A 20744-nucleotide genomic window follows, 5' to 3' on the forward strand; every position below is an offset into this window, starting at 1 on the left:
TCTCCAATAAAGTATTGAAAAGAGCGATATGCTCATTTTGAAACTGACGAGATTAAAAATCTCATTTATTTTTGCTTTGAAATCATACGGTCCGAAGACGCATACCGATTTCTCAGCGTCGATCTTGCAAGCAAGATCATTACTCACTCGTTGTTCAGTTTTCAAAGATCAAACTTGTTTCCGTTACTAAGTTTCGTTCAACTCAGCAACTTTTATATCTTATCACATCCGAACCAACTTTGCAAGCTCTTTTTTTAAGTTTCTTTCGAATCTTATTCGTTTCGCTTGCCGCACCGTGTTTCTCGTGTTTTCTTGGCCGGAATTAGAATATACCATGTACAGATTCGGAACGCAAGCTTTATTTTCAATAAAGATTTGAATCTCATTTTCGATAGATAACCGAGAATCTCTTTCTTCTATTGTAGAGGCTCCTCGTATAAATACCCAACGCTCCTCATGGGAATAGAAAGTCGCATCTAACCAATAGCCAGGGAAGTCACTCATACCTACCCTCAATCAGATGAAGATTGGATGGAAGTAACTGACCCTGGCTCTTATATATCCTCAACTTGAATATGATCGAACCTTACCTTCTATATAAGCATGAATCCATCCTCACACGTAGTAGCTATCGTCCCTATAAGATCCGTTTACCCAGCATTGAAGCAATCAACTCTACTCCGAGGCGGGCCGTATGTCTGTTCTGATCAAACAGCGGGTTAACCTCCACCAGATCCATGGACGTGACTCGGTTAGTGGAAGCAAGCAGTTCCAGTGCAAAATGTGCTTCACGGTAATTTAACCCTCCTGGTACCGGAGTGCCCACACCCGGAGCCTCACGCGGATCAAGACAATCCATATCAAAGCTAATATGAATACCATCCGTCCCTTCCCCGACTACAGCGAGCGCTTGTTCAACAACCTGTTGTATCCCTATCCGGTCAATATCGTGCATCGTAAAACTTTTAATGCCAAGGGCCCGAATCTGTTCCTTTTCATATTCATCCAGATCACGCAAGCCAATATAGACCAGATTGGAAGGATCAACGAACGGCCCCGCACCCGGAATATGAGACAAGTTAAATGCAGAATGCCCCAAAGCCGCAGCTACACTCATCCCGTGCATATTACCAGATAAACTACGCTCTTCTGTGTTCAAATCTGCATGGGCATCAAACCAGATCACACCCAGTTTGGAATAATGTGCTGACAACCCGGCGAGAGAACCTATGGCCACACTGTGATCCCCACCCAGAACAAGTGGAAAAGCACCTCCTGCTATCGCACCAGACACTTCATCGCACACTCTCTCGCTCACCTGACTTACCTCAGATAAATATTTCACACGGTTGCGTTCAATTGGAGTAACCGACTCTGAAGGACAATCTACACGGATCTCTTTTGATACATTTAACCCAAGGCTTGCAATTTCACGTTTCAATCCTGCTGTAATTAATTCATCCGGACCTAACTCAGCACCGCCTCGTGCCCCACCTAATCCAAAAGGAACCTTTATGATGGCAACGTCATGATGACGCAAAAGTAATTGACTTGTTTCATTAGAAGCATTCAGCGTTCCTGCAGATTCCATATCATTGTTTCCCATGTAGGTCAGCTCCTTCGCCGCTTATATGAAGTAATGAAAGAAAGTTTTGATTCAGTCACCCAGCACCTGAGCAATTCGTTCCAGTGCCCAGTCGATCTCAGCCTCCGTGATGGTTAGTGGTGGCGCAAAACGGATCGTTGTCTCATGGGTTTCTTTACAGAGCAGTCCAACAGACATTAATTTCTCACAATATGGACGTGCAGGTACATGCAGATCAACACCGATGAACAACCCTCTACCTCGAATCTCACGCACAGCGGAACTGCGAATTCCCTGAAGCTGTTTCATAAAATAGTTTCCCAGAAGCTCTGATCGCTCTGCAAGCTTCTCATCTTCCAGAACTTCCAGTGCTGCGATAGCCACGGCACAAGCGAGTGGGTTACCACCAAATGTGGAGCCATGAGAACCCGGTTCAAACAAATCCAGTATTTCTGCATTAGCAGCGATAGCCGAGATGGGCATTACCCCCCCGCCCAGTGCTTTACCCATAATCCAGATATCCGGCTCAACCCCCTCCCAATCAGAGGCAAAACGGCGTCCCGTTCTTCCGAATCCAGTCTGAATCTCATCAGCTACGGTCAACACCTGATGCTGCTTGCATAACGTAAAGGCTTCAGTAAGATATCCTGCAGGCGGAATGACAATACCAGCTTCCCCCTGAATGGGTTCCACCAGAAAAGCAGCCGTGAATGGTGTGATCGCCAGCTTCAGCGCTTCAATGTCGCCGTAAGGAATGATCTTAAATCCGGGTGTAAACGGTCCAAAGTCTTTTTTATACTCTTCTGAAGATGAGAAAGAGGTGACGGTCAGTGTTCTTCCATGAAAGTTCCCTGAGCACACGATGATTTCAGCTTGGTTTTCCGGCACACCTTTGCAGCGATAAGCCCATCTTCGTACTGCTTTCACGGCTGTTTCGACCGCTTCAGCACCCGTGTTCATGGCCAGAATTTTGGGTTTACCCGTAAATTGCGAGAGCTTCTGATAAAAAAGTGATGCCGCACTGCTGTGAAATGCCCGTGATGTTAATGTTACCCGATCCGCCTGATCCTTCAGGGCCTGAATGATTGCTGGATGTCTGTGCCCATGATTCAATGCCGAATATGCACTTAACATATCCATATAACGGCGACCTTCCGGGTCTTCGACCCATACTCCCTCCGCCTGCTCAATGACGATAGGGAGCGGATGATAATTAGGTGCAGCATAACGTTCCGACCAATCCATTAACATTTTCGAATCTGACATATACTCCCAGCACCTCTCTTTGATTATATTGTATACAAAATACAATATCAATGTATGCTTCGCCACGACCATTTACGACTCCTGCTTACTTTTTCCGCTATCACATAATTTAACAGTACTTATTCTCGTTAACGGGATATTGAAAGCCTGCGTCCCAGCCAGGTAAGCAGGTTGGCCTACGTAAATGTGATTACAAAAATAGAGGGCAGCAGCAAGGAGCGGGGCAAGCGGTTGGACGGTAATCCCTTGAACGACTCTGGCTGTATAGATAATCTCAGCAATTCCTATCATGGAAACAGGTGAGGAATCTTTAATGATAATAATGAATTCATTGCCGATAGCCGGAAGCATGTTACGAAAGGTCTGGTTTTCCATAAAAAGTAATTTGTGCAACATGGAGATAACACTATTTTAGATCATTAAGTTTGCTTGCCCAACTCCCCCCTCGGTGTTAAGATGATAAAAACTTGAAACTCCCGAACGGCGCACCATTACAGGGCTTACCACCCTCACACATTCAATCATCACTATATAAAGAAGGGGGGATTCGGTATGGAGGCACCCAAATACCGGTCCTTGAAAGATCACGTTTACGATTACATTGCGCAGAAAATTCAGGATGGGACATTGCTCCCCAACCAGAAGATTAATGAAGCGGAGATTTGCAAAAAACTGGACATAAGCCGCACACCTACCCGGGAAGCCTTATTCCAGCTCGCTTCTGACAATCTTCTGCAATATATCCCACGCAGGGGATTTATCGTTACTCCTTTTGATGCTGGCAAAAAACTCGAGTTCTCCCAGGCCATTGGAGCGCTTGAGGCACTTGCTGCTACGCTTGCAGCAGACCACCTCAAACCGTCAGAGCTTCTGGAGATGGAAGCCCTTGTTGCACGAATGGATGAAGATATTACCCAGCTTGATCTGGCTGCATACAGTAAGAATCAATATCAATTCCATAACCTGTACATCCAGCGCTGTGGCAACGCCACTGTCATCGAGATGTTAAACACCTTAAAAAACAGCTTTATTCGTCAGTCGTATGTTAGCGACAACAAGCCGAGGCTATCCGGTGTGCTTAATGAAGTAAATGAAGAACATCGCCAAATCTTAAGCGCTTTTCGAGCTAAGGATAAACCACAACTGGAAGCCCTGCTTAAGCACCACTGGCGCATTATCGACAACGATATGTTGTAATGGGTTGACCCAGATCTTGAGTAAACGTACACTTCACACTCATTGGATTAAATTAAAGTCCGAGAACAAAAAAGCAATCCACTTTGAGTGGGTTGCTTTTTTAGATGCAGATTTGGCACCAACCAACTTTTCTAACCCATGATGGATTACTCTCTCCGCTAACAGACAATCCTACCCTTTCTGTTTACTTCCGCTATCCATTGGTGTCTTTGCTTCAAAAACCGCATAACCCAGCCTTTTACCATATCTCGCAAGCAAACGATCATTCGTGCGACCCATACGCTGCACTTGCTCATCCTCAAACAAGCTCATATCCATCTCCCGATGAGGATCATGATCCACGCCCCACTTTCCCATCGAACGGGATTGTTCCTTGACCAAGACTTCAGTGTATCCACTCTGTCTGAGACGTTTCTTCCATGTGGTCATGGTTGCCAGTGTCCTAATTCCATAAAATTGTTTCAGCCTACGGCTCATCACCTCAGTTTTCCTTCCGGATAACACCATCTCCCGATCAATAAAGAGACCACCTGGTTTCAATACTCTCTTATATTCCGCAAGGGTACTTCGCCACTGGGTGAAAATGGTGACCGATTCTACAAATACCACATCAAAATAATGATCCGGAAAAGGCAATGATTTCACATCCGCCTGAATAAAACGAATATCCAAGCGCTCCCGCCTTGCGCGGCGCACCGCTTTCTCCAACATCTGCCGGTTAAGATCAACGGCTGTTACCCGATAACCGTTTCGTGCCAAATAACAAGCCGTCCTCCCTGTACCACATCCCACCTCAAGCACCTTGCTATGCGCAGGCAGAGACAGCATATCCAACAGCTGCATCGTTGCTGTAAACCCTCCCGGATGGGCACTCCCTTCTCCAAGCCGGGCCAGCAAATCATGATAATCCATGACATCCCCTCCCTTTTCACTCCCTCCAGTGTATGAAAAGAACTAAAAACGGCTCCTCCCCATCTAATATCCGGGTTCTCGTCCATACCAATCGGTCTTCTTTTTACTATGATATACAAACCGTTGATTTCAAGCGGCAACCGCACTAATGAGGAGGATTTACATGTACAGAATTAATCCGGTATGTGAAGAGACGGTTTCTCCGCACGTTGGCCGTTCCGTTTGTCTCGTTATGAAAGACGGTAAGCATATGTATGGTACGCTTAGCCAATGTCGTGATGGCAAAATCTATTTGGACAGATGTTTCGAGGGACCACGGCTTTGTTCAGTCAAATCCAAAGAGCAGCTTGTAAAAAGCAGCAAAAAAAACGCAGTTGCAACAAAGAAAGTTAAATCTTCAGCCTATGGTCCTTATGGCTATGGAGGATACGGTGGGGGTTACGGGGGTTACGGAGGTTACGGCTATGGAGCAGGGATTGACCTCGCTCTGGTAGCAACACTGTTTCTGCTGCCGTTCCTGTTTATCTAAGCTTTTCGCCCAGTTTACGATTTTGTCAGAAATAAATGTACCAAAGATCAAAGAACCTTCTCGCTTTAAGGCGATTAGGTTCTTTTTTTTAAAAGTAGATCTAATCGGCCTATGGGCTATTCGTATATTTATCAAGAAATTAATTTGATAATTAACATTCAATTGTTAATTTCGTTCCATATAATTGTAAAAAAGAAATATATTGACGAGTTTTAGGTGTTATGAGATATTTCAGGAAACATGAACGGATTCATAATATGCAGGTGTGTGATACATAACTAAAAAATATTTATTGGGAGGAAGCTATGATCGAAAGCAAAAAATTTGTAGCAGGAATAGCTATTATTACTGCGATTTGTCTTCTTGGAAATGCAATGCTATATGTTGTACTACCGATATATTGGAGAGACTTTGGACTTAGCAGTTTATGGGAAGCAGGTGTTTTACTTTCTATAAACAGGCTCTTAAGGCTTCCCCTAAATCCATTAGTTAACTGGTTTTATAATCGCTTTGACAAAAAAACAGGGGTGATTGTCGCAATAATACTAGCGTTTATTTCTACACTGTCTTACGGATTTTTAAAGGGATTTATTTGGCTGTTAATTATGAGATGTGTCTGGGGAGCTGCTTGGACTTTATTGCGGATTGGCGGTTTGTTAACCGTCGTAGAGTTGTCGAGCGATAAAAACCGGGGTGAATTGATGGGGACATATAATAGTCTATGGGGGCTTGGCCATTTAGGCGGAGCTTTGCTAGGCGGATTATTGACCGAGTTAGTCGGTCTTAAATTTGTCACGATAACATTCGGGATAATAGCTCTTCTTTGCATACCGCTCGCTTACCATATCATCCCACATGGAATATCTCGACCGATTAAAAAGGAAATACCCACTAAATTGATTCATATGCTTTTCGAGAAAAAAAACAGGCCTTTGTTTCTCAGTGGCTTTCTTATACATATGATTTACTTCGGGATTATTGCATTCACCCTTAGCAGGATTGTTGAGTTCCATATACCACATAATATAAGTGTATTAGGGTTACTTATAGGCGCAGCGTCTATATCTGGTATTATTCAAGCTCTGAAGTCGGGTTGGGAACCTTTTGTATCCCCAAAAGTAGGTAAATTAACAGACACAAAAGGAATTAGAAGTCCTTTATTAGCGATGGCATTGATTTCAACCGCTTTTACCTTGGTACTTATATCAATGCCTTCCACTATTTTTTTAGCCATCCTCATTCTTTTGGTTATGCAATTCATGTCAACCATAGCCACCACTTTATGTGACACTTTAGCAGCAGACCAAACGGCTAAAGAAAACCAGAATAAAACCGAAATTATGACGGGTTATACGATTGTGACTGATCTTGGAGTTGCAATAGGACCTTTATTGGCTTCTCTTTTTGAACAGAGCCTCACACCTCTATATGTCGGAACAGCAGTTCTACTTGTCGGTTTAGGGATAAGTGTTTTAAAATCCACCTCAACAGAAGCTAGCAATCCTTCTCGATAAAATTATGCTCTTTTCCTGGATACCACCCACTCCACCACTAAGTGTACGCGCATATAAAAAAGGCATTCGTCAAAACGAATGCCGGGAACTTCATATTTAATACCCTTACCTTTGTACAAGATGTCAGGTTGAACTTAAAAAAAAACACCTCGTTAGAGGCGGGTAAGCTATGTTAAATCCGATTTCCTTTAGGCATCGTTTTCAGATTGCTATTCGAATTTTCAAGCAATGGCAGCATCCTGGTCGTGCTAACCATCTCAGAAGCACATATCGGACAAGTAGGCACGCTATCAAACGCAAAATTGTCCCGCATCCATCCTTTGCACGTATCACTCGTACATTCCCAGATTGCCGCATCCGCTTGTGGAATCTCTTCCAACGGTTTTTTGCGATTATACATGACTTCTACCCCCTTTGTTATGGAAAAACATCTAATCCGACGTTATTTCACAGAAGCCACTACTTAGCGGAAGTTTCGTCCCGTACGGACTTCTGTCTCGACAACTATTGGGCCGACTTTCATTATAACTACATAACTGCTCATAAAAAAGAAGCTGCCTTTACCATTATAACATGTTAAAGGCAGCTATGCTTTAATTACAGTTTTACAACTTCTTCTGCTTGAGGACCACGGTTTCCTTGTACAATTTTAAATTGCACGCGTTGACCTTCGTCCAGCGTTTTGAAGCCTTCGCCTGTAATAGCGCTGAAGTGTACGAATACATCTTCTCCGCCTTCAACTTCGATGAAACCGAAGCCTTTATCAGCGTTGAACCATTTTACTGTTCCGTTTTGCATGTGAATTACACCTCCAAATAAAGATTAACATGTTCCTTTGTTCTTTGCAGCAAGCAAATAAAAATTCACACATTGAAAAAGGTACCAGTCATAACCTATAAGTGATCGCCCTTTACAATATGTGAATTAGGTTTTCCACTCTCTACAACTTGTTTTTATTATAACTCCGTTTTCACCAAAAAGCAAATCTTTGTATTTTCTTTTCAAACAGCTTTGGAAATACATGTTATTCGCACGCGCTGGAACAGGGTTTGTCGCTTGCCCTACGCTCATTGCGGTCTTATGAAAGGATATGCAGATCCGAAACAACTTATACATTTTCTTTAAAATATTTTGACATGCATATCCAATACAGCCATGAAACCTCAACGAATCACAGGATAACACACTAGGTCCATGCCCACATAAAGGCATCACGATCCCATGCAATCTGCCCACCATGGAGCTTGCGGAACGCTTTCTTCACTTCTTTTGATAAAGAAGCATTTCCATTCTCATTCACAAATACAAATTCTTCTCCAAAATTGGACTTTACATATTGAATTGCAGCTTCCTGATGAAGTGTACCGGTAAACTTAATCTCCTGCACCATCCATTCAGCCACTGCCTGTGCTGTCTTTTCCACAATATCACCTATTTATCTATACATTGTACGGATACGGGCTTCCGATTATGAACAAGCCTGTCAAACCGCCAGACTGAAGTATACCACGGATCCCAGGGCTGGCGGTAATCAGAGTTATGCAGCAGATGATGCCAAGTCCTTTTTAATGAACCACCGAACTCCCCGATGTATTACTCTCTGAAGAAGAGGACTTCGTTCGAACGCTAAATGTTAACCATACGCAATAAACAACCAACACAACCAATATGAAGAGATCATAGGGAATTGTTCCACTATCTTGCCGGTCATTGCCTAGAAATTGAATCAAATTATGTATGAAATGAAAAAGGATAAGCGGTACGATATTGCCGTTTTTCAACATTAACAGCGCAAGCGCTGCTCCAAGCAGCAATGCATAGATCAGCTGCAGAATGGTATCTGCCATACTCTGGCCGGATAATGCATTCATGATATGTGTAATTGAAAATAAAACACTTGAAGTGACAACTGCCGCAACTGCACTCTTACGAAGTAATGTTTTGAAAATAAGTCCACGATAAATGGTTTCCTCCACGAAGGCGACAAGTAAAGTGAAAAAGATAAAAAAGAGCACCTTCGACAGGGTTAATTCCGTAAATCCTTTCAACGCAAGTGTACCCAGTACAAGGAGTAGCGGAATATAATACTTTGCATGACTGGCCGGGATGGTCCTTAAAGAGCGAAATCCGGTGTCTCCCCATTTGTGTCGCAGGGTGAGATAAATAATAAGCACGAGAGCAATGGGAGTAAACGACATCAGTACTGGTGAAGTGTAGTCCAGCTGCTTCACGGTTGCAATCGCTCCTGCTGTGAAAACCGCCAGTAAAAGGAGCAGTTCAATGATCACTACCGTCAGCACAGGTCTACGCACGGAAAAGGATTTGTTTTGCCTGGATTGCGAGTTTTTCATAGATTGTACCCGCCTCGTTTCGTATTTATTGGTTGTCATATGAACTCATAGCGCAAGTTAGTTGTATCATATCTATTGTATAATCGGGTATCCTTTTCTGGATAAAACTATAAAAGTAACAAAAAAGAGAATTCCTCTTACAGCTTTTACCTTACAATCAGGTATGGCTCAAGTACTAATCTGTCCATTATAGTAGTAATGGAATGAATCGTTGCAGGGGTACGTCACATTTGCAACGTCATATATATACGGGCGTAAGATGCACGCTGCGAAAAGAAGAACGAAATCAGGGGGATACGTATGAAGGCTTTATTTATGCGCTGGGGACATTTGCTGGCAATTTTATGTATACCGCTTCAAGGCTCCATTTATGTTTTGTTGGGCAGCAACACCGGAAGTGATGTCTTCTACAACTATGCCTGGATTGATACACAGATTCCTTTTATCAAAGAATTTATTTATCCCTATGTCAGTTGGATGCCGATTCTGTATCTTGGATTTCTCTATTTGGGTCTGACGAACAAATCGCTATTCTGGCGTGTGCTAATAACCTATAACGTAGGAGTGATCGCAGCCAACGTCGTTTTTGCGGTCTTCCCTTCTTACGTACCACGACCGGAAGTTATCGGAACAGGTCTGAGCAGTGCACTTGTACAATTTATTTATACCAATGATGCTCCATTCAACTGTTTTCCGAGCATCCACTGTCTCACAAGTTATCTGCTCTTCATTATCATTAATCGTCACTTGAACTTCAAACCACTGGCGCGAATCTCCTGGTCGGTATGGTTGTGGCTAATTATTGCTTCGACGGTATTTGTGAAACAGCATTCACTGCTGGATGTTGCAGGTGGAATTCTCTTTGCGGAAGCAGCGTACTGGGCTGTCCATGTATTTGCGGTTCGCACAGGTTTGGCAAGCAAAAAAACAAAGCAGCCGCTCACGGCTACAAATACAAGCAGCAACGCTTAGTATACGTTTTATATTGCAAAGGCAGGAGTCATTCAACTGTCATGAAACCAAAAAGAGGGCCGAGGCCCTCTTTTTTTTGCGTGAATTATGTTGATGCTTATAATGAAAGAACTTTTCAAGAAGCGACCATGGCGACCCTGTCTTTCATATGATGGGTGGCCGTTCATGGAGCAAATCAGATGGAGGGCTTCCCATTAAACGCTTGAATATCCGGTAAAAATAAGACAGATCACGGTAACCGAGAAATTCTGCAATTTCCTGAATGGAGAGCTGTGACTCGGTAAGCAAATATACGGCTCTTTTCATCCGTTGATCATGAACATATTGGCTGATCGTCTGATTCGTCATGCTTTTAAATAAAGCGGCTGCGTAATTCGGTGTTTTACCAATCTCGTCCCCCAGCTCTTCTTTCGTAACTTTCTCCCGGTAATGCCGCTCAATGTACCGCTTCATCCGCTCCGCATGAACATGCCTCTCCGGTGGAATAACCCCGCGGTCCAGTTCCCTGTTTATATAAATAAGCACTTCCATCAATAAGGCTTGGCTCATCATGACATAATAAGACGGACGCTCCTGCCATTGTTGTTGGATGGCTTTCATGCGTTCATGAATCAGTTCATAACATCCGGGCTTATGTCGCAAGGCCTCACTCCGTTCCAGCGCGGGCAAACCTTGTGCATGATCCCCCTGTAATTGAACAACAATTTGCGTATGGGTTACGGTTGGAATGCTTTTGCCGTAATACGGAATGCCAGCGGGAATGAGCAATAGCTCACCCTTCTCCATGATCTGCTTTTCTCCGTTCACCCAATATACACATTTCCCATAAGTAACCAAGCTTAAGCGCCAAGTCGCCTGTGACTGCACCGCTTCTTCGTACCAACCGACACCATTAATGTGTCGTACTTCTAATGGAGTGACCATAACACACCTCATTATTGGACTATATTCTAATCATTGTACTATAGTTCATACCCTGATTCGACAGAAAACGCTACAATACACATATAAGCAAACATATGAGGAGGAAAACAGCATGTTGAAAACAAAAATTATTTGTACTATGGGACCTGCTTGTGACTCAATCGAATTGTTAAAAGTAATGATTCAGGAAGGGATGACCGTTGCCCGTCTGAACATGGCTCACGGAGAGCTGGAAGATCACGTTGCACGGATTAACAATATCCGCAAAGCGGCTTCCGAATTGAATACGTACGTACCGATCATGATGGATATCAAAGGACCGGAAGTTCGTATTGGCAAACTGAAAGAAGCATCCTGTCATCTTCAAGCGGGTAAAGAGCTTATCCTCACTACCGAAGAAATTCTTGGTGACGCTGAGCGTATCTCGGTAAACTATCCGGAATTGAACCTCGTTGTAAAACCTGGAGATCGCATTCTCATCGATGATGGTTTGGTGGATCTGACTGTACTGTCCGTGGAAGGTTCGGATATTCACTGTAAAATCATCAGCGGCGGCATTCTGAAACCACGCAAAGGGGTTAACCTGCCAGGAATTAAAACGACTTTGCCAGGTGTAACGGAACGTGACGTTATGCACATCGGATTCGGGATCGAAAACGATATCGAAATTATCGCAGCTTCCTTTGTTCGTAAAGGCGATGACATTCGTGAAATCCGCAGCATTCTGAAAGAACGCGGTGTAGAACACGTACAAATCATCTCCAAAATCGAAAACCAGGAAGGTATGACCAACCTGAACGATATCATTGAAGCATCTGACGGTATCATGGTAGCACGTGGAGATCTCGGGGTTGAAGTACCGATCGAAGACGTACCAATGATGCAAAAAGAAATGATTGATAAATGTAACCGTGCGGGTAAACCGGTAATCGTAGCAACACACATGCTGGAATCCATGCAAGTGAATCCGCGTCCAACCCGCTCCGAAGTTAGTGACGTAGCTAACGCTGTCCTTCAAGGTGCAGACGTCGTTATGTTGTCCGGTGAATCCGCAGCCGGTAAATATCCGGTACAATCCGTACGCACGATGGCTGCAGTTGCCCGCCGTGCTGAAACGATGATTGATTATAAAGAACAATTCAACCAGAAGTCTGCTCAACAAGTAGCTGATATTACCGAAGTTATCAGTCAGGGAGCGGTTAGCTCTTCCCTCGTCCTGAATGCCAAAGCGATCATCACTTCTACCGAGAGTGGATTTACCGCTCGTATGATCTCCAAATATCGTCCAAAAGCACCGATCATCGCGGTAACACAGCATCAAGAAGTACTCGCGAAAATCTGTCTGCTTTCCGGTGTCATTCCGGTTATGGGCGACAAAGTAACAACAACCGATGAAATGTTCGAGTCCGCTACACGTAATGCCATCAAAACCGGTTATATCGAAAAAGGGGACATCATCGTATTGTCCGCTGGTGTACCAATTGGTCAATCCGGTAACACTAACTTGATCAAAGTTCAACAAGTATAATTCAACGGATACAATTACTTGTATAGTTCTAAATACAAAAATCCACCGAGAGCAGAAATGCGTCTCGGTGGATTTTTTGGTTCCAGAGTGCCATACCCAATTGTAATGTGCCCGAAGCCTAACCCTTACCAGCCAAAATTCAGCGTTTTACCCGTCTCTACCCATGTCTTAATACTGCTCAATATCATCCACCAGCTACTCTGTGCGTTCGCAAAGGATGGATGGTTGTCCGTAAATTGATCATTGATCAATGTTAACTTCGTACATTCCCCTACCGTTTCCAGTCGGAACACTACTCTGGATTGAAGATCGGCGTGATTGGCGTGGTAGGAAGGTCCGGGATGTTCAAGGTAGCTTAGTACGGATAAAGGTTCGAACTCCAGAATATCCCCGTACACATGCACCGTCTCTGCACCGTCATTTCCAGGCCCTACATAGGCAAATGGCTGACCCGGTTGAAAATTGGAACGAAGTTCACTGCCAAAAAAGCTGCTCCGTGTACCGTCCGGCGAGATCAGAGCATTCCACACATCTTCCTGTCCGGCATTAATATAGAACTCATACTTCAATTCCATGAACTCACTCCCTTTATGTGTTAATTATTGAAGATACAAATGACATTTGCTTGCAACACTATCCTACGTTATACCCCAAACCATGTATTGTAAAAACGCGACAACAGCAAAAATAAAAGATAAAGAAAACGAAATTGGATCTTCACACCGTCCAATTTATATACAGCAACCACACGGAGAGACCAGGGAAGTTTTTCTTGTCCGATTTCCCTATCCTGAAATCCAACAAATATAGTGCTTTACCAAGAGATCAGATATACTAAATTGGAATGAAATAACAGGAAATGTATACAAGTTACGAACGGATAGTTAGCATCCAGAAAGGAACGGAGATATGAACCAAACAACAAATATTATGGGAATCCCTTTTCCCAATATAACTATGGATCAGACGGTTACAATTCTTGGTGATGTAGTCGATCAGAGACCATCCGAACTGTTCCATGTCATTACAGGAAATCCGGAAATCGTCATGTCTTGTCAGAAAGATCAGGCACTTCGTTCTGTCGTGGATCAGGCAGGCATTGTTACCGCTGACGGTACGGGCATTGTGATGGTATCCCGCATTCGGGGCGGACAATTGGCCGAACGTGTAACAGGTTGTGATCTGCTTTTTCGTTTATTGGTGGAAGGAAGCCAGAAGAATTGGTCCTTTTATATGCTCGGGGCAGAAGAAAGTGTCAGTAAGCGGGCTGTGGAGGTTATAGCGCAAAACTATCCGGGAGTCGTTGTTCGTGGTAGGCAGCATGGATTTTTCACAACGGACGAGGAGAAAAGCATTGTAAAAGAGATTCACGAGGCACAACCTGATTTTCTTATCGTGGCCCTAGGAGCGCCCAATGCTGAACACTGGATCAACAAATATCGCCATCAATTAAATGCTCGTGTAGCCATCGGAGTTGGGGGAAGCCTGGATATCCTCGCCGGCAAAACCAAACGTGCACCTGCAATATGGCAGAAGCTTAACTTGGAATGGCTTTATCGACTACTCAGCCAGCCTTCCAGATGGCGCAGACAACTCATTTTGCCACGTTTCGCTGTTCGGGCACTGCTGTTCAGGGAGCAAAGGTAAATAACAAAGGAGACTGGTTAAGGAATGATCGGAGATAAATCCATGATCAAACTCAGGCCAAACAAAATACATATTATCGGCTCAGTCGGCAGTGGCAAATCTACACTGGCTCGCCATTTATCCGCAAGTCTAGACCTTCCTTATCATGAGCTTGATAATATGGTGTGGCACCGTGTACCTCAAGGACAGGATATTCGCAATAGCCCGGAGACACGGGACACCCTCTTGCAAAAAGCCGTGCATTCCAATCAGTGGATTATCGAAGGAGTACACTATAAATGGGTGGCAAGAAGCTTCGAGCAGGCTGACCTTATCGTCTATTTGAATACACCCGTGTGGAAAAGGAATGTACGCATTCTCAAACGTTTCACAGTACAGAAGCTTGGACTGGAACAAGGAAATTACAGACAGACTTTCACCATGCTTTGGCGGATGTATAAATGGAGCTATCAGCATGACCGCAAGGAAAAAGCGCTAATCATGACGTTTTTGCAGCCTCACCAATATAAATTGTGCATTGTTCGCGACGAAGCAGAATTAATGAGATACCTGGAGGAATTGACCTAATGAAACGTGCGGATCATATTGCCAGACCCAGCATGGGTCTTCTGAACCTGGATGAAGGTGACAAAAGTTATCGACTGACACGCTACGCGACTTCTGAAGCGCTGAGTTCATTGGTTAAACATTTCTGGATCGTCTCCTGGGATCTTACCGGGCATGATCCTTACCCTCAGCATGTGGTTCCAAATCCCTGTGTCAATCTGGTGGTAGAGCGGGGAAACACCTTTTTCTTCGGTCCATCTGGTCAGAAATTCTCTTATCTCGTCCGTGGAAAAGGAAGTGTGTTTGGGGTGAAGTTTAAACCGGGCGGCTTCTATCCATTCATTCGCACTCCCGTTTCCACACTGTATGGAACCCCCCTTGATGTCTCTGGTGTGCTTGATGTGGATGCTCCAGAGCTCGAACAATGTCTTCTCGGGGACGGAAGTGATGCGGACAAAGTCAGTTATATGGATCAGCTTCTCTGTAAACACCTCCCTCCTCCTGATGATCAAGCCGTGCTGGTCAGCCAGATTGTACTGCAGATTGAGCAACAACGGGATATGTTGAGAGTCGATGATTTATCTGCCTCCTGGACTATGCACACAAGAAAGCTCCAACGCCTGTTCAATCAGTATGTAGGCATTAGCCCCAAAATGGTGATCAAGCTCTACCGCCTGCAAAATGCTGCCGAGCTGATGGAGCGGGGTGTGGATTGTGATCTGGTTAAGCTGTCTCAGGACCTTGGATATCATGATCAGTCGCACTTTATTAAAGATTTCAAATCCATTATCGGCAGCACACCTGAGGATTACGTCCATTCCAGAAAATGATTTATTACTGTTTAGCACAATTAATTTGTGTAAAATTAAATTTTCACTATCAGTTCAGATTACAAACATTTATACTGAGTAAGACTAGTAAACAAATGACATATAGGAAGCAAGGTGTTTCGTTTGATTAGTATTATTTTTGTTGCTCTTGTAGCCATCGAACATTTGTACATCATGGTAATGGAGATGTTTCTGTGGACTCGTCCACGCACAATGAAAACGTTCGGCCTTACCCCTGAACTAGCGGAATCTACCAAATCCTTGGCAGCCAATCAAGGGCTGTACAATGGATTTTTGGCCGCAGGCTTGATCTGGGGACTCGTTTATCCGGATGGAACCGTCGGACAGCACATCCAGATCTTCTTCCTGGCATGTGTCATCCTCGCCGCCATATACGGAGCCGTAACCGCTAAGCGATCCATCATCATCAAACAAGGGCTGCCTGCAATTATTGCAATGCTTCTGGTTCTTTTCCTCTGATCCTCTGCTGCCCATACCATGCTGGGATTCATTACAAGCTCCAATGTGGTAAGGTAAGGATATATAGGCATCGGATTATGCCTGATCACTGTGATTGGCTTGGAAAGGAGAACGTTGCATGGGACTGTTTGACAAGCTTCGGCGTCGCAAAAAGGAACATGTGCCCGCAGGTGGAACAGTAGATACTGCGCCCTATAGCGAAACCATCGTTGGATTTGTTTTGCTCGAGCACGAAGAATGTAATTTCGATCACTTCATTAGCACCATGAAAAGCGAGTGGAATATTGAGATTGATGAACGTCCGGAGGAAGGCAACCTTTTTTTCGAAGTGGATGGAATGCAAGTGGTGTGCGCACATATTAACGCTCCTGTTCCTGACCGCGAAGTAGAGGAAAATGCCAAATTAAATGTGTTGTGGCGGGAAGCGGTACAAGTCACTTCACGACATCAATCTCAGATTATTGTCTCTGTTCTGAATGCAACCGACGCAATTCAAGCACATATTCTGTTCACCCAAACGGCGAACGCCTTACTTCAGCTTGATCATGCGCTGGCTATATATATGGCACCACTTGTGGTGGAAGCAGGTCAGTACGTGAAAATCAGTCGTGGACTTAAGGAGCATGAGCTGCCCGTCTCCCTCTGGATTTTCATCGGATTATTTCAGAGCCCTGAAGGCGCATCGGCCTATACTTATGGGTTACGCAACTTTGGGAAAGAGGAGATGGAAATCACTCAATCCGCAAAGCCGTTAAGTGAAGTATTTGAAATGATGTACATGACAGCAACTTATGTTGTTGAAAATGATGTAACCCTGCATAGCGGCGAGACGCTTGGCTTCTCCGCAGAACAAAAGCTGCCCATCCACCGTTCGGAAGGAATAGCTACAGAAGGTAGCAGCTTGAAGATTGGTTTTTAAACATCGTTATAATCCGTCCAGATCTCTCGTGACTGGGCGGCTTTCTTATGCTTGATGTCCAGTTATTACTTATCAACATATGGTTCCCTGAAATTATCTCAGCTAAGAGCACATAGTTCATAAGATAAAAAATGTCCAAACTCTTCACATTGAATATGTTCATCATCATTGCGATAGGATTAGGGATTCATCGTACATACCATCGTTACAGATGTGCCACACACGCCTTGTTCGACGAATCCGAAACGCTGATAAAGTCGAATGGCTTCATTATCCGGGTCAACACTGAGCGAAACGGCGTCGATTCCCCGCTTTTGAGCCTCTTCTAACGCCGCCTGAATAAGACGGGTGCCTATTCCTTTACCACGCGCAGTCTCAATCACAGCCATTCCCATCTCGGGTGTAGCCGCATTTACATAACCGTACCCCGCATTCTGCTCCGTAAAAAACCGCAACGTCACCGAGCCCATACGCTTTCCCTGAGAATCCACGGCGATGAATCCAAAATCCCCCTCTCTCCCCCAGCCTTCAACGTACTTGGACATGCCGGGGCTATGTATGATCTCAGGTTCAAAAGGCTCTTCGCCCTCCCGCTTGAACATCGATGCATACAACATCTCCCACAGAAAAGGGATATCCTGCTCCTCAATGGGACGCAATTGATACTCTGTCATTCCTTCCCCTCCTTCAAATTGGTAAAGAGGCGTTCCATTTCATTTAAATTAAAATCATTGGTAATCTCATAATTTTCAAGTTGATCTCTCGTTTTGTATTCACTATAGATGGAGACGGCATGTTCATTATAAAACGTAATTCCAAAGCTTTCAGTAAATCGATCTTCTTTCTTAATCGTAAGCCGCCATTCAAAGTAATATGGGCTACGGCTGCCCTTGGAGATATCGTTTTCCTGCACTCGTTTGAATTCTATATCCTTCACTTGCTTCAGCATCGCTCTAATCTCGTTGGGATCTTTAATGGTCACTTCTCCCTCATCATCATAAGGGCTGTTGGCTGCAATTTTCTTAATAACTAGACGATCCAGTGTATCCAGCATACTCATATGATCCGTGACCTCTGCACGAAAAGTGGTGTGCTGCCTCGACATGTACATCGGTATCACAATAGCTGCAATCACAATGACAATGACTGCACCAAGAATCGTTTTGTTTCTTATTTTCATTGAATTCTCCTCTCGCTGTTGGATAGATCAGGAAATTAATTTGCATTTCAAGTATACCATCTCATCATCCAAATATTGTTCTTCACCATTAAAATAATCCATTAAATACATGCATTTTATATAGAAAATCCCTTTTTATAACCAGTCATTTTAAATTTTATGAGATGCTAACTAACTTGAAAAATATCGATATTATGTTTTTAAAAAAAATGTCGATATACTACATAAGCTTTCAGCTTTGCCTATACTGGCAGGGGACATCAAAGGGGGAGATTGGATGAAACTTAAACCGAAATTAATGATGATGTTTCTTGCTGCTGTACTGATTACAGCGATTCCACTCGCAACACTAGGCTTATACCAAACAGAGAAACAAGCCACTCGCAATGTTGATTCCAAATTAACTGGATTAATGTCCTCGGCGGCCAACCAATTGGATGGATGGATCAGCAGCAATGCCAAAGTTGTGGAAACACTGGGGTTTGTAATTCAGGAAGCGATTCCGGCTGGACAACTGAACGAAGATTATTTTGATATCATGAAGCTGGGCAGTAACAAAGAAAGTCTGTCGGATCTTTACTATGGCTCAGAACAAGACGGTCATTTTATGAATGGTTCGGACTGGACACCTGATGCGGGGTATGATCCACGTGAGCGGCCCTGGTACCAACAAGCGAAGCAGGCCGATCAACTGGTTTTCTCGGATCCCTATCAGGATATGATGTCGAAGCAATACGCGGTGTCCATGACGATGCCGGTCCTGAATAAAGACGGACAGCTACAAGGCGTCGTGGCAGGAGATTTACTGCTCTCTACCCTTACGGATACGGTGGGAAAAATCAATCTGGACGGGCTGGGATATACATTTCTAATCGATAAAAAAGGGATGCTTCTGGCTCACCCTGACGAGAAACTGGTAAGTACCTCGGCCTCTGAAAATGCGGAATTAAACCCACTGCTGGCCGACATGCAGGCTTCCACCTCAGGGGAGAAGAAGTTTAACTACAATGGTGAAAATTATCTGTTGTATTTTAACCAAGTCCCAAGCACAGGCTGGGTGGTAGGCTCAGTCATTTCTGAAAAATTAGCTTATTCCGAATACTATGAATTACGAAACAACTACATTCTGATTATCGCTGTTACCCTAATCGTAGTTATGGCGGCAGCATACTGGATTGCATCACTATTCATCAAACCGCTGAAAACCTTGGGCGCAACCTCCCAACGGATGTCGGATGGTGACTTTACGGGTCGGGTACAGATCAGAGGTAAAGATGAGTTTGCGGAGTTAGGTACAGCATTCAATCAGATGTCCGCTCAACTCAGTCTGCTGCTGGAGCAGGTCACCTCCTCTGCTAACCGAGTGCAAAGCATCTCGGGTGAGATGGAAGAGCATACGGACAATACCAAACGCATTGCCGAGCAGATTTCCATCGCCACAGATGAGCTCGCTCAAGGGTCCAGTAAACAGGCGGAATCGGTCTATGACGGTTCAAGTCGATTGTCAGAGATGAGTAATAGTGTTGGCGGTATTAACCGCAGTGTGGAGCAATCGGTAACGATGATGCGAGAAGCAGGGGAAGCCATGCTTGCCGGAATGCAAGCCGTGGATCATCAGGTGGAACTTGCGGACGGCAATCGGAGTTCCATTGACCGCGTAGGTGAGTCGATCACGCTTTTGGCGGAGAAGTCGCAGAAAATCGAGGACATTGTCGGCATGATTCGAGGCATCGCTTCCCAGACTAATCTGCTCGCCCTGAATGCTTCTATTGAAGCGGCCAGAGCGGGTGAACATGGACGCGGATTCGCCGTCGTAGCCGAAGAAGTACGGAAACTGGCTGAGCAGTCTTCCGACTCGGCACAGGATATCATTGTTCTGCTGGATGAGATTCAGGCGGCAAGTCGTCAAAGCGTGAGTGAAGTTACTTCGGCTGAACAAGGTATTGAGCAGCAGGTAGCTGCTGTTCATGAGATGCGCGAGTCGTTTACCCGTATCAAGCAATCCATTGACGGCATCGACAGCCAGCTCCAGCTGGTATCCTCTGCTACAACCGAGCTGGATGACAGCTCTGGCAGGATTGCCGAAGTAATTTCCAGTGTTGCAGCCATGTCGGAGCAGAGCGCAGCTTCCACGGAAGAGGTTGCTTCTTCTACGCAGGAACAGTTCAATTACATTACAAGTATCTCGGAACGTTCCAATGAGCTGGCTCAGCATGCCAATGCACTGTATGAGGAAGTGAAGAAGTTCAAGATCTAACTCAAACAAGCCGTATTCACCCATAGAGGTGAGCGGCTTGTTTTTTTATGACGCATATGTTTGTTTTATGGTCAGTTGTATGCTTATTTTTTGTAGTGTTTTTTCCT

The 20744-nt window shown here is 44.4% G+C and carries 23 protein-coding genes; 11 read left to right on the plus strand and 12 right to left on the minus strand.

Translation table 11 applies throughout. From position 1 onward, the window contains the following. Window positions 1–637: 637 nt before the first annotated feature. The 3 genes from rocF to QP794_RS33420 form a co-directional block, all read right to left on the minus strand. Window positions 638–1606 carry an arginase gene (gene rocF, locus QP794_RS32690; RefSeq protein WP_285080797.1) on the minus strand — a complete coding sequence of 323 codons (969 nt, stop codon included), beginning with the start codon at window positions 1604–1606 and terminating at the stop codon, window positions 638–640. A 51-nt stretch (window positions 1607–1657) separates the two neighbouring features. Then, window positions 1658–2851 (minus strand): ornithine--oxo-acid transaminase, encoded by a 1194-nt coding sequence (locus tag QP794_RS32695; protein WP_285080799.1) that lies wholly within the window; start codon window positions 2849–2851, stop codon window positions 1658–1660. 72 nt (window positions 2852–2923) lie between these two features. Beyond that, window positions 2924–3247 (minus strand): hypothetical protein, encoded by a 324-nt coding sequence (locus tag QP794_RS33420; RefSeq protein ID WP_285080800.1) that lies wholly within the window; start codon window positions 3245–3247, stop codon window positions 2924–2926. Between the two features lie 156 nt (window positions 3248–3403). On the opposite strand from QP794_RS33420, the gene QP794_RS32705 reads away from it, so the two are divergent. After that, entirely contained in the window at window positions 3404–4048 is a 645-nt protein-coding gene (locus tag QP794_RS32705) for a GntR family transcriptional regulator (RefSeq protein WP_079345067.1), read from the plus strand. 171 nt (window positions 4049–4219) lie between these two features. Here the strand turns inward: QP794_RS32705 and QP794_RS32710 are convergent, their stop codons facing one another. Continuing rightward, window positions 4220–4960 (minus strand): class I SAM-dependent methyltransferase, encoded by a 741-nt coding sequence (locus tag QP794_RS32710; protein ID WP_285080801.1) that lies wholly within the window; start codon window positions 4958–4960, stop codon window positions 4220–4222. Window positions 4961–5123: 163 nt separating this feature from the next. Here QP794_RS32710 and QP794_RS32715 point away from each other — a divergent pair, with 163 nt between their 5' ends. Then, window positions 5124–5489, plus strand: coding sequence for a hypothetical protein (locus QP794_RS32715; protein WP_285080802.1), 366 nt, complete (start codon window positions 5124–5126; stop codon window positions 5487–5489). A gap of 305 nt (window positions 5490–5794) precedes the next feature. Then, the gene (locus QP794_RS32720) at window positions 5795–7003 is read left to right on the plus strand and encodes an MFS transporter (protein ID WP_285080803.1); all 1209 of its coding nucleotides are present in this window, start codon (window positions 5795–5797) and stop codon (window positions 7001–7003) included. A gap of 172 nt (window positions 7004–7175) precedes the next feature. Here QP794_RS32720 and QP794_RS32725 read toward each other — a convergent pair whose 3' ends face one another. The 4 genes from QP794_RS32725 to QP794_RS32740 form a co-directional block, all read right to left on the minus strand. Beyond that, window positions 7176–7403 carry a cold-shock protein gene (locus tag QP794_RS32725; protein ID WP_024633773.1) on the minus strand — a complete coding sequence of 76 codons (228 nt, stop codon included), beginning with the start codon at window positions 7401–7403 and terminating at the stop codon, window positions 7176–7178. Between the two features lie 197 nt (window positions 7404–7600). Continuing rightward, window positions 7601–7801, minus strand: a complete 201-nt coding sequence (locus QP794_RS32730; RefSeq protein WP_024633772.1) for a cold-shock protein — start codon at window positions 7799–7801, stop codon at window positions 7601–7603. A 388-nt stretch (window positions 7802–8189) separates the two neighbouring features. After that, entirely contained in the window at window positions 8190–8426 is a 237-nt protein-coding gene (locus QP794_RS32735) for a DUF6953 family protein (protein ID WP_024633771.1), read from the minus strand. A 142-nt stretch (window positions 8427–8568) separates the two neighbouring features. Further along, window positions 8569–9354 carry a CPBP family intramembrane glutamic endopeptidase gene (locus QP794_RS32740; RefSeq protein WP_285080805.1) on the minus strand — a complete coding sequence of 262 codons (786 nt, stop codon included), beginning with the start codon at window positions 9352–9354 and terminating at the stop codon, window positions 8569–8571. A gap of 300 nt (window positions 9355–9654) precedes the next feature. Between QP794_RS32740 and QP794_RS32745 the strand changes: the two genes are divergently transcribed. After that, window positions 9655–10326: a phosphatase PAP2 family protein gene (locus QP794_RS32745; protein WP_179283144.1), complete on the plus strand. Its 672-nt coding sequence runs from the start codon at window positions 9655–9657 to the stop codon at window positions 10324–10326. Between the two features lie 144 nt (window positions 10327–10470). Here the strand turns inward: QP794_RS32745 and QP794_RS32750 are convergent, their stop codons facing one another. Next, complete coding sequence (locus QP794_RS32750; protein ID WP_285080807.1) at window positions 10471–11250, minus strand: AraC family transcriptional regulator; 780 nt, start codon at window positions 11248–11250, stop codon at window positions 10471–10473. A gap of 112 nt (window positions 11251–11362) precedes the next feature. On the opposite strand from QP794_RS32750, the gene pyk reads away from it, so the two are divergent. Next, complete coding sequence (pyk, locus tag QP794_RS32755) at window positions 11363–12778, plus strand: pyruvate kinase (RefSeq protein WP_285080808.1); 1416 nt, start codon at window positions 11363–11365, stop codon at window positions 12776–12778. Window positions 12779–12903: 125 nt separating this feature from the next. On the opposite strand, the gene QP794_RS32760 is transcribed toward pyk, so the two are convergent. Further along, window positions 12904–13353: an SRPBCC family protein gene (locus QP794_RS32760; protein ID WP_285080809.1), complete on the minus strand. Its 450-nt coding sequence runs from the start codon at window positions 13351–13353 to the stop codon at window positions 12904–12906. A gap of 334 nt (window positions 13354–13687) precedes the next feature. Here QP794_RS32760 and QP794_RS32765 point away from each other — a divergent pair, with 334 nt between their 5' ends. The 5 genes from QP794_RS32765 (at window position 13688) to QP794_RS32785 (ending at window position 17200) form a co-directional block, all read left to right on the plus strand. After that, window positions 13688–14425, plus strand: a complete 738-nt coding sequence (locus tag QP794_RS32765; RefSeq protein WP_285080811.1) for a WecB/TagA/CpsF family glycosyltransferase — start codon at window positions 13688–13690, stop codon at window positions 14423–14425. Between the two features lie 24 nt (window positions 14426–14449). Continuing rightward, entirely contained in the window at window positions 14450–14992 is a 543-nt protein-coding gene (locus QP794_RS32770) for an AAA family ATPase (RefSeq protein ID WP_285080812.1), read from the plus strand. Continuing rightward, window positions 14992–15801, plus strand: coding sequence for an AraC family transcriptional regulator (locus QP794_RS32775; RefSeq protein WP_285080814.1), 810 nt, complete (start codon window positions 14992–14994; stop codon window positions 15799–15801). The genes QP794_RS32770 and QP794_RS32775 overlap by 1 nt, the downstream gene beginning before the upstream one ends. 123 nt (window positions 15802–15924) lie before the next feature. Continuing rightward, the gene (locus QP794_RS32780; protein ID WP_285080815.1) at window positions 15925–16281 is read left to right on the plus strand and encodes a DUF1304 domain-containing protein; all 357 of its coding nucleotides are present in this window, start codon (window positions 15925–15927) and stop codon (window positions 16279–16281) included. A gap of 118 nt (window positions 16282–16399) precedes the next feature. Continuing rightward, window positions 16400–17200 (plus strand): DUF4261 domain-containing protein, encoded by an 801-nt coding sequence (locus QP794_RS32785; protein ID WP_285080816.1) that lies wholly within the window; start codon window positions 16400–16402, stop codon window positions 17198–17200. A gap of 179 nt (window positions 17201–17379) precedes the next feature. Here the strand turns inward: QP794_RS32785 and QP794_RS32790 are convergent, their stop codons facing one another. Together QP794_RS32790 and QP794_RS32795 are read right to left on the minus strand one after the other, a co-directional pair. Continuing rightward, window positions 17380–17874, minus strand: a complete 495-nt coding sequence (locus QP794_RS32790) for a GNAT family N-acetyltransferase (protein ID WP_285080817.1) — start codon at window positions 17872–17874, stop codon at window positions 17380–17382. After that, entirely contained in the window at window positions 17871–18380 is a 510-nt protein-coding gene (locus tag QP794_RS32795; RefSeq protein ID WP_285080818.1) for a hypothetical protein, read from the minus strand. The genes QP794_RS32790 and QP794_RS32795 overlap by 4 nt, the downstream gene beginning before the upstream one ends. A 277-nt stretch (window positions 18381–18657) precedes the next feature. Here QP794_RS32795 and QP794_RS32800 point away from each other — a divergent pair, with 277 nt between their 5' ends. Further along, complete coding sequence (locus QP794_RS32800; RefSeq protein WP_285080819.1) at window positions 18658–20637, plus strand: methyl-accepting chemotaxis protein; 1980 nt, start codon at window positions 18658–18660, stop codon at window positions 20635–20637. Window positions 20638–20744 lie beyond the last annotated feature (107 nt).

The sequence above is a fragment of the Paenibacillus sp. UMB7766-LJ446 genome, assembly GCF_030226665.1.
Classification (GTDB): Bacteria; Bacillota; Bacilli; order Paenibacillales; family Paenibacillaceae; genus Paenibacillus; species Paenibacillus vandeheii.

Coding starts and splice junctions, on each gene's coding strand:
- rocF (WP_285080797.1), bottom strand. CDS start 1,606: ATGGGAAACAATGATATGGAATCTGCAGGAACGCTGAATGCTTCTAAT.
- QP794_RS32760 (WP_285080809.1), bottom strand. CDS start 13,353: ATGGAATTGAAGTATGAGTTCTATATTAATGCCGGACAGGAAGATGTG.
- QP794_RS32710 (WP_285080801.1), bottom strand. CDS start 4,960: ATGGATTATCATGATTTGCTGGCCCGGCTTGGAGAAGGGAGTGCCCAT.
- QP794_RS32725 (WP_024633773.1), bottom strand. CDS start 7,403: ATGTATAATCGCAAAAAACCGTTGGAAGAGATTCCACAAGCGGATGCG.
- QP794_RS33420 (WP_285080800.1), bottom strand. CDS start 3,247: ATGTTGCACAAATTACTTTTTATGGAAAACCAGACCTTTCGTAACATG.
- QP794_RS32705 (WP_079345067.1), top strand. CDS start 3,404: ATGGAGGCACCCAAATACCGGTCCTTGAAAGATCACGTTTACGATTAC.
- QP794_RS32715 (WP_285080802.1), top strand. CDS start 5,124: ATGTACAGAATTAATCCGGTATGTGAAGAGACGGTTTCTCCGCACGTT.
- QP794_RS32720 (WP_285080803.1), top strand. CDS start 5,795: ATGATCGAAAGCAAAAAATTTGTAGCAGGAATAGCTATTATTACTGCG.
- QP794_RS32785 (WP_285080816.1), top strand. CDS start 16,400: ATGGGACTGTTTGACAAGCTTCGGCGTCGCAAAAAGGAACATGTGCCC.
- pyk (WP_285080808.1), top strand. CDS start 11,363: ATGTTGAAAACAAAAATTATTTGTACTATGGGACCTGCTTGTGACTCA.
- QP794_RS32730 (WP_024633772.1), bottom strand. CDS start 7,801: ATGCAAAACGGAACAGTAAAATGGTTCAACGCTGATAAAGGCTTCGGT.
- QP794_RS32740 (WP_285080805.1), bottom strand. CDS start 9,354: ATGAAAAACTCGCAATCCAGGCAAAACAAATCCTTTTCCGTGCGTAGA.
- QP794_RS32790 (WP_285080817.1), bottom strand. CDS start 17,874: ATGACAGAGTATCAATTGCGTCCCATTGAGGAGCAGGATATCCCTTTT.
- QP794_RS32800 (WP_285080819.1), top strand. CDS start 18,658: ATGAAACTTAAACCGAAATTAATGATGATGTTTCTTGCTGCTGTACTG.
- QP794_RS32695 (WP_285080799.1), bottom strand. CDS start 2,851: ATGTCAGATTCGAAAATGTTAATGGATTGGTCGGAACGTTATGCTGCA.
- QP794_RS32765 (WP_285080811.1), top strand. CDS start 13,688: ATGAACCAAACAACAAATATTATGGGAATCCCTTTTCCCAATATAACT.
- QP794_RS32795 (WP_285080818.1), bottom strand. CDS start 18,380: ATGAAAATAAGAAACAAAACGATTCTTGGTGCAGTCATTGTCATTGTG.
- QP794_RS32770 (WP_285080812.1), top strand. CDS start 14,450: ATGATCGGAGATAAATCCATGATCAAACTCAGGCCAAACAAAATACAT.
- QP794_RS32750 (WP_285080807.1), bottom strand. CDS start 11,250: ATGGTCACTCCATTAGAAGTACGACACATTAATGGTGTCGGTTGGTAC.
- QP794_RS32775 (WP_285080814.1), top strand. CDS start 14,992: ATGAAACGTGCGGATCATATTGCCAGACCCAGCATGGGTCTTCTGAAC.
- QP794_RS32745 (WP_179283144.1), top strand. CDS start 9,655: ATGAAGGCTTTATTTATGCGCTGGGGACATTTGCTGGCAATTTTATGT.